The following is a 12611-nucleotide window of genomic DNA, read 5'->3' on the forward strand; positions in this document are numbered from 1 at the left end:
GTGAAATAACACCCTAAGAGGGGGTGCAAATACGGTTATAGCCGCGTATTTAGTATATTCCAACCGTAGATTTTTACGGTTTCGTGCTAACAAATCTCGTATGGCAAGTGAATCATCTTCGGAGAAGCCGAGGCACGCTAAACAGAGCCAGAGGAACATATCTGTGAAAACGATCCGGAGTGGATGCTGTCCGTGACGACAATTGAGGACTTTCTTTCGGCTCTTTACCATGCACTCCGGGCAGCTCGGCGACGATACGTGATCCAGTTTCTCCAAGAAAGCGATGAGGTTACCCATACCACCAGGGACCTGGCGCGAAAGATTGCGAGTCTTGAGCAGGACGTGCCCGCGGATCAGGCTACAGGCGAACCGTATCGGAACGCGTACAACGCACTTTCCCAGACGCATCTTCCAACACTATCGGACGCGGGCATCATCGTCTATGACTCCGAGCGACAAACGGTCTGCCGAGGGACGAACTTCCAAATCGCCGCAGTTCTTCTCGATGCGAACACGCCGACAGTAGACCTGTTCCAGTCACTCCTGGAAGAGATGAGCGACGATGGAGACCGGTGACCACAATGAGCGATTGAGTAAGTTGGCTAGTGACATCTTAGGAACCAACGATGACCCACTACACCGGTCATCAAGCACATCATGGCTATAGAACAACCACGCATATCAAATCGCGAAAATCCGTCGATCAGCGGCCTTCTCAATGAGATCTCGGCAGATCGATTCCAGGACTGGTACCGCGAGCGACAGCACAGACAGAACATCGAGAACGGGACGCCCTACTTCAACGGACCAGATCACGTTCCCGACCCGGAACGACACAGTCCGAGCTCGCTTCTCCAGTGCCACCGGAAGGTATTCTATCGTCAGTGTAACGCACCGGCGGAACAACCAGATCCAGATGGAATTTTCTGGTTCGGATCGCGTTTCGAGGAGGATATCGTCTTCCCTTTCCTCGACCGCGCGGTCACGGACCCGAACACCTACGTCCGAAACACGATGTGGATCGACATCTCTATCGAGACAGATGCCGGCGAGGTGAGGGTCAAGGGGGCCACGGATCCAGTCATCGTCGACGAGGACTCTGTCCCCATTCTCCCGATAGAAGTCAAGACGAAGTCATCACTCGATCACGTGGATTCTCCCAATCGTCACCATCGTGCGCAGGTACACGCGTACCTCGTCGGTCTCTCCGAGAAGTACGATGTCGACCTTCGCGATGCCGCTATCCTCTACGGTGGCCGAAAGTCGATGGACCTCAAGGTATTCCACGTCGAATTCGACGACGATTTCTGGGAAGACGTGGTCCTCGAGTGGGCCCGTGAGCATACTCAGTACAGACTCGACGACGAGTTACCGCCCGCGGCACCCGAGTACGACTGGGAGTGTGAGTTCTGTGACTACCGCGAGCGGTGTGGGAAAGGGGAAACGGAGACTGACGGTATCGGACCGGAGGGCTTCCTTCCCCTTTACGACGAATATCCACGAGAGAGCGTCGTCGAGTATCTGGAAGCCAATCAGGACGCAAAGCTGACTCCCACGCTCGCACACGCACATCCGGATCTGGCAGAAAGCTACGGAAGCCACGAGTGGCACTGTCCAGGGTGTGGTACCACGAAAGCCGTGGAGTCGATCGACTGGGTCGGCGATGTTGATCAGGCACCCGCCTGTAAGGAGTGCGGATCAAACGGTATCTTGGCCACGCTTTCGGGGCCAATGCCAGACGATCAGACTCGTTCAGGAGGTGGTAGAGATGTCTGAAAACGATCCGTGGGGCGCCATGCAAAGTACATCAGGGACGAGCACCGTTCGCTGTCCCGCGTGTGACTCGACTGAAGTCGATAGGTCGATCGAAGGACTCGATCCGTTCTGTCAGGAATGCGGGGCCGTCGTATCCGCCCCAATTGAGTTTGACGAAGCACTGACTGATTTTGAACCAGACAGAGATGCTCGTGAAAGCTGGTCAGAAAATCACCGGGTCACGAACAGTACAGAGTACCAGATTGCACGTGCTTTCGAGTACTTAGAGGAGTTGGGGAGTCGTTTAGACGTTCCGACCTCCACTCGAGAGAGGGCAGCGGAAATCTACGCCGACGGTGCAACTGAGACGCTCACCGACGGTCGCTCTATGGAGCTCTTCGTCACAGCATGTGTCACCGTCGCTGGACAGGAGAGCGAGAACCCGATTCCGGCCAGCCGGATAGCTGACATTGCCGACGTCGATTCGGATTCTCTTCGTCGCATCTGCCGTGTACTCCGGCAAGACTTGGATTATGGAAGTCAACCAAGTCCACCGCGGACGTACCTTGGTGGCCTCGCCCGAGATCTCGAAATCCACAAAGCGACGGTATCCGTAGCCGAAGAATTACTCGAGGCCGTACCTGCGAAACAACTCTGCGGGAAACATCCAGGAGCATTCGCAGGAGCCGCACTCTACCTCGCTGCGGAAGGAGCGATCACACAGCGTGAGATCGCGACTGCCACGGGAGTGACGACTGAGACGATTCGACTCAGAGTAAAGGACTGTCGGGAAGCCGCTAATGGCCGACTAGCCTCGGATCAGCCAGGACAAGACGAGAAGAAATCATGAACCAGAGTTTTGCGCCCGTCACCACCGTGCCCCGTGACGTTCGCGATATGGACGGCGAAGATCGACCACAGCAGAGAGCGGCGATCTACGCGCGGACATCAACGACAAAACAGCAACTCGGATACTCGATAGACGAACAGGTCCGACAATGCGTCGACCGTTGTCGAGCACTTGACTGGACAGTGGCATTCGTGTACCGCGACGAGGCAATGAGCGGGAAAGATACGGATCGGCCGATGTTCCAGGAGATGTTGACCCGGGCGAAGCACGGGCAAATTGACGTGGTGGTGTTCTGGAAGATCGATCGGTTCTCGCGGAGCATTATGCACGCTGTCCAGCTCGAGAAGGAGTTCCAAGAATGGGGTGTCGCTCTCCACAGCGTCACCGAACAAATCGATACGACAACGCCTTCGGGACAGTTCAATTTCCGGAATCTAGCCAACACCGCGGAGTTCGAACGGGAAATGATCCGGCAGCGGACCAAGATGGGACACGCAGCACGGGCGATGGAAGGCAAATGGCCCAATGCGTCTCCACCACTCGGGTATGAGGCTACCCCTGACGGGAGATTACAGATCGTTGAGTCTGAAGCCTCTATTGTTCGAAGAATCTTCAAACGATACGTTGAGATAAAATCGATGGCAGATGTCGCCGAAGAACTAAACGAACAGGAATCCGGCCATCGGTCTTGGACTACAGCATCTCTGAGCACGACCCTGCGAAACCAGTTATATATCGGCAGATATTCGGTAGGAGATATCGAGCGGAAAGAGGAGTCGTATCGGATCGTTTCTGATGATCTCTTCGATGAGGCCAGATCAATTAGAACGCGATTTAGTGGGGACGAAAGTCATAGTCGAACCAGAATGAGGGACAAACGAAAGACAAATCGTGTCGAACGAATCCTTGAGCAATATCGAGACTGGATAAATTAACGCAGAACTGACTGTATCCAACCCCCTCTTACGTAATATACCAACTAATTGTCTTCGGATTGGTCCCTTAGTTGGTCCATCTCAGTCTGCTTGGGGAACATGCGCTGTCGCCCACAATCCGGGCATACGTAGTTGCGGCCGGTGTAGGTATCCGATTCACGGAGTCCGTTCTTCATCATTTCCGCGTCACATTCTGGACATCGGATCTGGATGGCGTCGCTACAATCAACTACGGCTTCTGCTCCGTACTCGCTGACTAACGATTCTACATCTTCCCCTTCGTCTTCCTTGGCAAAAGCGTGGTACTCCCCAACTTCTCTTAGCTTCTCAAGGGCTTTTTCACGAGTTTCATCGCTGATGATCCGTAGCGACCTGTCGATGACTGTCGTCTCTTCTTTAGAGTCGTCGTTACGGGTGTAATCAACATATGCTGTGGTTGGCTTGCCGACGTAGAGAGGGCGCTCAAGTGTATTCCGGAGTCGACGCCGGCCGAACTCTTCGGGTAGTAGGGGTGTTTTTTCGAGTGTTTCGACGAAGGGGCGAGATATATCAGATTTTATAAAGTTATCGAACAGTTCCTGAACGATGCCGATCTCGGTTACTTCTGTCGAGATCCAGTCATCGGCCTCATTTTCTTTGTATCCGACGGGGACATATTCAAATGCGGAGTACCAGTTCTTCTCGACGAAATTTCTAGCCCGTCCAGCTTCTGCTCTTCGAGCCTGCGTCTCAACTGTCGACTGCGAAGCCAACGCGCGATTTACCACATAGCTCAGGTCTTGATATTGCGAGACGTCGAGAACATCTCTCGCTTCGTTTGAAATGATTTCGATACTATGGTCCGTTTGAAGCTCATAAATGTAGTAGAGGGTCTCGACTGCGTGCCGCCCGATCCGATCCAGCTCGTCTACGATCACATATGAGATGCGTTCGTTTTTAGCTTCTTTCCTGAGCTTCCGTATACCCTCGCGCTCAAAGTCAGTGCCTGACTCAGCCGCATCAGTGATCGTATTCACCAATTCAAGCCCACGTTCTTCTGCCTCTTGTGTCGCCCAATTCTTTTGATCCTTTAAACTTCGTCCGTTCCTCACTTGCTTTTTGCTACTGACTCGAACGTAAGCGAGTGCGCCGTCACTACTGGTTTCTTCGCTCGATGTTTGTCCTTTCATCTTCGACACTTCCACGAGAGGTTGAGAATACATAAGTTGCTAGCATAGGGAATATGATAGTAGTGATTTTTAGTAAAAGTTCCATCACTTCCATATAGTGCTAATAGAGCCTCAAAGTGAGAAAAATGCAGCACGAGATAAAATATTTGTAAATACCAAATTGATGTCTAATATAACGTGATTCGAAGTATGATTTGACTAATGCCGGAAAAGAAAATCGGAGGTTTAGACTCTAACATACGTTGTACTGGCGAATAAGTAAATGTTTTGCTTACCTTAGGTAAGTCCTTTTAAGCAATCTGTACAGAAACCATGACTTCCGTTTACTGTTTACACGCTGCCGTTCGAACATCATACCTGGTTCAAGGCTGCTGTACAGGCCGTATTAGTAACAAAGCTAGTCAATAGGATCTCAACACAGAACCCCCTTAAATATTTTGATAGGACATATACTATTGAATATAATATTTCTTATTATAAACCGAAGCTTGAGGGTCCCCATCTCTCTAGATATCCTATCCTTGCAAGGAGTGGTCGAAGAAATCCGGTCTCACGAAAGATATATTTACGGACAAATATCGTGGCTAAGCGCTCAGTAGCGAGTCGGACGAATCGAGGGGCCAGGCCGGGGCAATACTCCGGTCATCAACCAACACATCTCTTCCCCTATTTTTGGGTTTTTAGCCAGTTAACAGGCCATTATCGCGGAAATTGGGGGTGGGGAAGTTGAACCGCCGAGATCCCGACCGATCTGGCGCGCGCGCTCAAGACGGCCTACATGAGACACTGGACAGCTATCTTGATAGCATCTCCATTACGGTTCCAGTTACGACTTACCGATCGCACAAGTCCCAGTTATCTACGTTCTACGAGTGGTACGATAGACAGACAGGCAGTGCAAAAGTCACTGAGTGCGACATTGTCGTCCAATTCGCTCAGTATCTCTTTTCTGAGCCGGGATGTTCCACGAGCACGATCCGTGGGTATATCTCAACCGTAGCAAACGCGCTCGCTCACCACCATGAACGTGATCCAGAGATACTAACATACGAAATCGCTTCGGCGCTATGTGCCTCGCCAGAGTCAGAACTTCAGGGGCTGGGTCATCAGATCGTCGATGGATCCAAAAATGAAGACGAACAGAATCGGGTACCACGCTTCCTTACCAATCTTCGACAGCGTCACTTCGGAACCCGTACGCACGCTTACGTCGAGCTCCTTGTGGACACAAAAGGTCGGCCCGAGCAAATTCGACAAATCGATCTCGCAGATATTGACCTCGAGCGCAGTTCTGTGAATGTAGGTGTTCCCGACACCCACCTAGTGAGTGCAGCCGGATTGGTTACCGAACGCGTTACTCGCCTCACTGCCACGACAGTTGACGCCGTAGAAACGTACATCGAATACGAGCGCCCCGATGTTGGCGACGACAATGAACGGCCAGTTTTCTCAACACACCAGGGGCGCGTGAATCCCGCTACTTTGCGTCGCTCGATCAAGCAGATAAATGGGAACAGTTCACCTGAATCGGCCGATGAATCGCGACCAGTCGTTCCCCATGAAATCTGGCAGTACGCGATGTCCACGATTCTCGAACAACGATGACAGAATCCATAGCCGACGTCCTGGCAGACGTCAACGATCCAGAAACGGTCGAGAAAGTGCTCAAACTGTCCCAAAGCGATCGCACTGCCGATGGACAGACCGATCCATCGGAGATGCCGACCCTTCAGGAACTCTACGACCGGTACCTCGCACGGAGACGTGACCGGAGCCCGGCGACGAGAGCCCAGTATCGTCGGACACTTCCAAAGTTCATCGAATTCGCCAAAAACGAGGGCGTCACCACACCAGCAGGTATTTCGACTTCGCTGATCGACGCGTACGTCGATCAACTCCAGGAGCAGTACGATACCGACTCGACGATCCTCACCTATACGAAGAACGTCCGCAGTTGGCTGCGGTGGCTCAACAGGCGCGATCAGTGTGAGGACGCAGTCTACCAGATCCTCGACGAGGACGAACTCGGACTCAATCCGCGGGCCCGTGACGAAGCACTCCCGGTAGGGGAGGCAAACACCATTCTCGGGAAACTTCGTCGCCAGCGGCGTGGCTCACTGAAGCACGCGCTTCTCGAACTGCTCTGGAACGCCGGCTTGCGTCTCGGCGGTGCGCACTCGCTAGATATCCGGGACTTCGATCCCGCCAACAGCGAGGTCCGGCTGAGACATCGGCCTCAAAGTGGGACCCGACTAAAGAACGGGAGTGAAGACGAGAACACGGCTGGGGACGGCGAACGCAACGTCGCACTCTGCGATCAGGCCGTGGAAGCCATCGAGTGGTATCTCGATCACGAACGTCCAAACGTGACGGACGAATTTGGCCGAGAACCGCTGTTTGCAACGACCCACGGGCGCGCAACTCGATCGACACTCCGTCGTCGGGTCTACGAGGCGACGAGCTGCCGCTGGCGATCAGATAGTTCCGCAGACTGCTCCTGCGATGGAAGCTGTGATCCCGATTCGGACATCTGCGATTACTCTTACTACCCACATGCGATCCGTCGTGGCGCGATCGTCCGCCATCTCAGCGGGGGTCTCCAACCCGCGATCGCAAGCGAGCGGTTCGACGTTTCGATCAAGACGATCCGGAAGCACTACGATCCGCGAACAAAGCGTAGGCGGAAGGAAGATCGATCAAACGCGGTCAAGAGTGCGTGGAAGGGCTGACTCTCACAGAATACGTCAGCCAGTCAGTCCTCTCGATCCGTTTCGTGAGACTCGCGGTTCCACTCGCCGCGTCGGGATGGCGGATAGATGTGTCCTCGACGAACCCACCGAGCATACAATTCAAGCATTCGTGCTGCCGCATCCCTGCTGGCACCGTCGTACTGAGCCACCGAGAGTCCTTCTTCGATATTCGACCTGAGTGCCACGAGCTCATCGTTTTCAAGTATTTCAGGGCTGCTATCACAATCGCTCCTATTGTCACCGGTCCCGACGGCCGGTGGTGTCTCCCACTCGAAGAGAGCGACAACCTCGTTGAGACGTTGTTTGACTCGCTCAGTGTACTGATGGGCTCGTTCGATATCGTCTCTGTCCGGCCGCTCTCCGCGCTCCAACGGAGTCGCGACGTCGGAAGCCGGATCTACCAGATTGCGCATGTGGCTCGACGAGTCGTCGCCTGGATACGCGAGAGCAGCTGCTAATTGCTCACAGGCGAGCGATGTCGCGCGCTCCCTATCGACCGGCGCGTCCGTCACAGGCACACCCCCCAGTCTGTCGCGGCTTGATTCCGAGAAAGGCGACCTCTACCGACTTCCAGGAACTGGTCGTTGAACGCATGCGGTCATCCCATTGGCTCGATACGATACTCGCGGCGGAATCCTGAAGTCCGCTAGCTTCGTTAGCTGGCATGCTTCGTGTGCTCCACGAAGCGCGGGGTCGGTGCCTCGACACCGGCCTCATTTCAGAGTTCCCGCGCCTCACATTGTTCAAATGCTGCCTAGGGGTATATAAATTAGAGTCGAATGTTGCGGCTAACGACCTGTTGATTGACTCCTGTTGAACTGAATAGAAACCGTATTGGAACGTTTCATTTGTACGTCAACGCAAGCGAACTACGGCACGACAACAAGTACCCGGCGAGGTTCGACGTCGTGGAGTAAATCCAGCACAAAAACGACGACGAAGATCACGAATAGACCAGTTTGAATTGCCAGAGGAACAGGTTCAGGATTTGCTGAGTCGACGATTATAAAATAGCTAGCTGTGGTTTAATTCTATAGTTTTAAGGGTTGATCACATTCTCGATAGTGGAGACCTACGTGTATTTCAGAAGCTATTAAAACAATAACAAACATGATGCTTATATGCACGCTAGCTACACGCGAAGAGAGCTTATCGCAAGCGGGTCCGCAGGAGCAATAGTGGCGGTCGCCGGTTGTTCGGAGTCGGAAAGCGACCCAACTGACAGTAAATCTTTAGAAGGAAATGACGAGCCTAGTCAGCAGAGTGTCTTCCAAGAGATCGATATCGGAACTGATCTCTCAATCACCGTTGAACAATCGAATGTAGAGAAGGTGCGTATCGCTGGCCCTGACGGATCCATGATGGCACAGGAGTCACCCGGAGAAATGGATAACACCGTCACTATAGACCTCCTTTCGGGCTACACCCCAGGCCAACACGCGATCGAGGCGGTGGACTCACAGGAAGAAGTAATCGACACCGAGACAGTCACGATCGAACCTGAAATTAATTTCACCGGGTTTGGGTTTGATAAAGAGTATGAAAAACTGCGTCAGCAGGACACTAGTTGGGATTCGAGACCTGTGTTCCACGTGGAAAACACGGGGAACGGTCCCGAAAAAATCTTTCAGATCCATGCGAGTGGTGAGTATGTCTCGGGAAGATATGCACCGTCATTTGTCGTCGAATTTGACGAACCGTTTGAGGAGTACATCATAACCCAAGATGATGAAGGGGTAACTATCGCTCCCGGCGAAACAAAGCGGATTCGTGTAGAGAAGGAGCTTGTTAAGTTTGACACGCCTTGTGAAAAAGGCCTGATGTTTGATTTCACAGCTGACATGCTTGCGAGTGATGACGAAGAGTTCTCGGGTGTCGTTAGTAGTGCAGAACCGATATCTGGTTCTAATCGTGATCCGTCACTCAGAATCCGCTGTGAGGTCGACAGCGAAATCCAATAATTGGGTCGAATACGTCCCGCGACTAAGTATTTACAACGTGAGCAAGTAACACAAGAATTGGCTGTGAGCGAGTGCAACTTTGTATTCAGAATGTATAGATCTATATAACACGTATATAAGATACTCACCTTGTATTCAGCAACCAACTCTCGAACACTTCGCAAACTGGTTAAACTCTCGGTGGTCATTACACCACGCATCGAGCAGGTGATCTTGCCCAATTGTTTCAAAAATATATCATTTTGTAAACCGGTCTACGATAGCCCATTCAGATTGTGATCTGAGGGTGAATCAGCGAACGTCATCTAATCCCTAGTTAGTACGTAGAAGGGCATATACCAGATATTTCTGGCCGCTTCATTGCGATGGTGGTGTGTGTCTGTGCGTCTCTCCGTTACGACTGAACAATAGCTTTTAAAGAGATAAAATACCATTAAATTACTGAATTATTATACTACTCTGGCAGATATCGCCGACGTTGTTGAAGTTTCTCTTTCGCCGACCGCTGGTCGTAGTGACGTTCCAATACATCCATGCCGACGTCCATACGGTCGCTCACGACCTTCTCCGGCGTGTCCTGTTGCAGGTGGTACGTGATCGCCCCGCGACGGAACGGATGTGGACTCATCGCTGAGGGACAGGCGTACGCGCGGGCAGTCGAGAGAGCCTCGCAGGCTTCCTCGTCTCTGTCGTGTGGGCACTCGTTCGAGTACACACACGGGCGAGTGTACTGGTAGGCGATCGTCCGTCCGCGGTTCTTGCTCAGTCGAGCCCGTCGCGTCGCGAACAGTGGCAATCGCCCGTAATCATCCTCGACGCCCGGGTGGTTCACCTCGAGCCAGTCGTCGAGGACAGTACAGACTCGCTCGGACAGGGCGACGAAACGCTCGCTATGTGCGCCGTTCTTCAACGGCGTCCCATCGGCAGGACGGTGAACCAGATCCAGATACTGTTCGTCGGCATCGTAGTCCTCCACGTCGAGGCTGATCGCCGCACCGATCCGCAGCCCTGTATGCCAAAGGACCGAAAGCAGTGCGTGTTCCAGCGTAGCGTAGCGATATCGGTCGAGATGTTCGAGGATCTGTTTGGCACGGTCGGGATTGACGAGTTCGTCACGGGCGTCCTCCGCCGTCGTCCGCGGGAGAATGATCTTTTCGTCCATCCCGGGCTCGACCCCATCGACGCTCGCACAGAATCGGAGGAAGATTCTTAGCGTCGCGAGTTGCCCCTTCATAGTCGCTGTAGCAAGGTCGTCCCCGTTTCGTCGGTCGACACGGAAGCGATGAACGTCTCGTCCGGAGAGTTCGTTCAGGTTCTCGATGCCGTCCTGGTCGCACCAGTCCACAAATTGCTGGAGTCGGTAGCCGTGGGACTGGATCGTCGCGGCAGCGAGTTCGTTGCGTCGCTCGTCGAGGTACATCTGTCGGGCGGTCGCCGGGTCGAGTGGATCAAGATCAGTGGACATGTGAACGCTCTGGCGAAACCGGACGTTGTTGCACCCGAGTGCTCACGGGCACGAGGTCCGCGTTCGCGCCAAACTGGTGATTCTCGAGGTTCGCCACGTGGACGTCCGATTTGCGCTTGTTCGAATGCTCGAACCGAGCCATGAAGATCAATCGCCGGTTGTGGCCTTCGTTGGCTCGTTCGATTCTGACGGTACGGAGTTCGGCGTGCGCTAATGACGGCGGTTCCTTTGCAAGAACGACCTCATCCGGCAGTCCGTCGCAGGCAGAGACGTGGACACCTGACTCCCAAAACAATCGTATGAGGACACTATACGCTCCATTGATGTTCTACACCACAACACCCATATTAATGTGGTTGATAACATCATACGTCGATAGCACCCGGAAACGACGTTCGTGTGTTGGAGGGCACGGAATGACTTCGACGACGGTAGCGTCTTCCGTGTCCCTGTGCTGTCTGTGCCAGAGTCTGAGAAGTTTCCGGATGGGACCAGGTAAGTCTCCACTACGGCACCAGAGATGGCGTGACGTACGTTACGATCACTGCCACGGTGTCCACGAACGACACACACGAAAAGGACTCGACGAAGACTACGACTTCTCTGGCTACGACAACATGGAGAACCAGTTTGTATAGCGGCCGAACAACACTGCGACAAAATCACCAACTCATGACCCGAAACACGCTCATCGTGACTGTCGAATCGATCAGTACCGTCCAACAGCGCACCCGTAACGCGTTCGACCAGGCGCTCGCCGAGGATGTCTCGGCTGAAGAGGCCCCACAGCGGCTTAGCTTCGAAACGACCGATCAGCTAGCACAGGTCTTTACACCGCGGGCGATCGACCTGCTACAGGCGATCGCAGAGGGCGAGCCGGTGAGCATCCGTGAGGCCGCTCGGCTGGTTGACCGGGACATCAAGCAGGTGTCCGAGAACCTAGAGCGGCTCGAAGAGTATGGTATCGTTGAGTTCGTGGACAAGGGGCGAGCGAAGCAACCCATTGTTCACTACGACGAAATCGACATTCACCTCCCGCTTCGGGAGGCAACTGATCCAAATATAGCGCCGGCGTAACTCGGAACGGTGCAGAACCGAGAGCTAGCATGATCTCGTTCCAGTTAACAGCCGCAAGTCACAGGCCACCTACTCAGCTTGAACTGTTTGCCGAAAACTCGATATTCGTTAGTAGCTCCTGATTCACCATCACGGCCGTTCGTGCCGACATACGCATAGATGATGCTCAAGACTGTTCTCCGAGTGACCCCATTCAACACTCGTAAACGAAGAAGAACCGACTGAAGCCTATTCGGCAAGTTCGTCGGAGAGGCCCCGATCCTTGTCGATAATGCGACGAACCCGGGCTAGGAGATTCCGTGAGAAATCGTCTGGTGATTCTTTCAGTCTCATTGTACTATTTTACCCGGAGTGTTGACATTAATCTTTGCCATTAAGGGTTTAGCTTCCCGTCATCGATTTCGCCATTGGAAAGCCACTCAGCGAGTTCTTCGGTTTCGAAGCGTTGGATATGCCGAAGAATTGTAGCGACACGTTCGGACTCCTGGACAGCTGGGCCCGTCCCGTGCTGATTCAGGGAAAGACGTGTCACTGTCCACGCTGTACGCTTGTTTCCGTCCTCGAAGAAATGCGCCGAGATTAGACGACGAAGCAGTGCAGCAGCTCGGAAAATAAATATTTCGACTGACACGTCCACGGGGAAAGGTCC

General features: G+C 53.3%; 12 protein-coding genes. 8 read left to right on the top strand and 4 right to left on the bottom strand.

The window, feature by feature from the left end:
* Nucleotides 1–183: 183 nt before the first annotated feature.
* The 4 genes from HTIA_RS16955 to HTIA_RS08800 all read left to right on the top strand — a co-directional run bounded on the left by HTIA_RS16955 (nt 184) and on the right by HTIA_RS08800 (nt 3540).
* Nucleotides 184–576: a DUF7344 domain-containing protein gene (locus tag HTIA_RS16955; RefSeq protein WP_008524509.1), complete on the top strand. Its 393-nt coding sequence runs from the start codon at nt 184–186 to the stop codon at nt 574–576.
* Nucleotides 577–657: 81 nt separating this feature from the next.
* Nucleotides 658–1776, top strand: coding sequence for a CRISPR-associated protein Cas4 (locus HTIA_RS08795; RefSeq protein ID WP_008524510.1), 1119 nt, complete (start codon nt 658–660; stop codon nt 1774–1776).
* A complete protein-coding gene (locus HTIA_RS15880) occupies nt 1769–2605 on the top strand; it encodes a transcription initiation factor IIB family protein (RefSeq protein ID WP_158413122.1) in 837 nt (278 codons plus the stop codon). The genes HTIA_RS08795 and HTIA_RS15880 overlap by 8 nt, the downstream gene beginning before the upstream one ends.
* Nucleotides 2602–3540: a recombinase family protein gene (locus tag HTIA_RS08800; RefSeq protein ID WP_008524512.1), complete on the top strand. Its 939-nt coding sequence runs from the start codon at nt 2602–2604 to the stop codon at nt 3538–3540. The genes HTIA_RS15880 and HTIA_RS08800 overlap by 4 nt, the downstream gene beginning before the upstream one ends.
* Nucleotides 3541–3584: 44 nt before the next feature.
* Here HTIA_RS08800 and HTIA_RS08805 read toward each other — a convergent pair whose 3' ends face one another.
* A complete protein-coding gene (locus tag HTIA_RS08805; RefSeq protein WP_079980321.1) occupies nt 3585–4742 on the bottom strand; it encodes a recombinase family protein in 1158 nt (385 codons plus the stop codon).
* A 684-nt stretch (nt 4743–5426) separates the two neighbouring features.
* On the opposite strand from HTIA_RS08805, the gene HTIA_RS17445 reads away from it, so the two are divergent.
* Together HTIA_RS17445 and HTIA_RS08815 are read left to right on the top strand one after the other, a co-directional pair.
* Nucleotides 5427–6314: a tyrosine-type recombinase/integrase gene (locus HTIA_RS17445; protein ID WP_394324556.1), complete on the top strand. Its 888-nt coding sequence runs from the start codon at nt 5427–5429 to the stop codon at nt 6312–6314.
* Nucleotides 6311–7438 carry a tyrosine-type recombinase/integrase gene (locus HTIA_RS08815; RefSeq protein WP_008524518.1) on the top strand — a complete coding sequence of 376 codons (1128 nt, stop codon included), beginning with the start codon at nt 6311–6313 and terminating at the stop codon, nt 7436–7438. Before HTIA_RS17445 ends, HTIA_RS08815 begins: the two co-directional genes overlap by 4 nt.
* 23 nt (nt 7439–7461) lie before the next feature.
* Here the strand turns inward: HTIA_RS08815 and HTIA_RS16365 are convergent, their stop codons facing one another.
* The gene (locus HTIA_RS16365; protein WP_148290947.1) at nt 7462–7971 is read right to left on the bottom strand and encodes a hypothetical protein; all 510 of its coding nucleotides are present in this window, start codon (nt 7969–7971) and stop codon (nt 7462–7464) included.
* Between the two features lie 609 nt (nt 7972–8580).
* Here HTIA_RS16365 and HTIA_RS08825 point away from each other — a divergent pair.
* On the top strand, nt 8581–9420 hold the full coding sequence (locus HTIA_RS08825) for a hypothetical protein (RefSeq protein WP_008524522.1): 840 nt from the start codon (nt 8581–8583) through the stop codon (nt 9418–9420).
* A gap of 454 nt (nt 9421–9874) precedes the next feature.
* On the opposite strand, the gene HTIA_RS08830 is transcribed toward HTIA_RS08825, so the two are convergent.
* The gene (locus HTIA_RS08830; protein WP_008524525.1) at nt 9875–10885 is read right to left on the bottom strand and encodes a tyrosine-type recombinase/integrase; all 1011 of its coding nucleotides are present in this window, start codon (nt 10883–10885) and stop codon (nt 9875–9877) included.
* A 672-nt stretch (nt 10886–11557) separates the two neighbouring features.
* On the opposite strand from HTIA_RS08830, the gene HTIA_RS08840 reads away from it, so the two are divergent.
* The gene (locus HTIA_RS08840; protein WP_008524527.1) at nt 11558–11962 is read left to right on the top strand and encodes an HVO_A0114 family putative DNA-binding protein; all 405 of its coding nucleotides are present in this window, start codon (nt 11558–11560) and stop codon (nt 11960–11962) included.
* A gap of 373 nt (nt 11963–12335) precedes the next feature.
* Here HTIA_RS08840 and HTIA_RS17180 read toward each other — a convergent pair whose 3' ends face one another.
* Entirely contained in the window at nt 12336–12599 is a 264-nt protein-coding gene (locus HTIA_RS17180; RefSeq protein ID WP_021029454.1) for a Fic family protein, read from the bottom strand.
* Between the last annotated feature and the right edge of the window lie 12 nt (nt 12600–12611).

Source organism: Halorhabdus tiamatea SARL4B (genome assembly GCF_000470655.1).
In the GTDB taxonomy this organism is placed as follows: Archaea; Halobacteriota; Halobacteria; order Halobacteriales; family Haloarculaceae; genus Halorhabdus; species Halorhabdus tiamatea.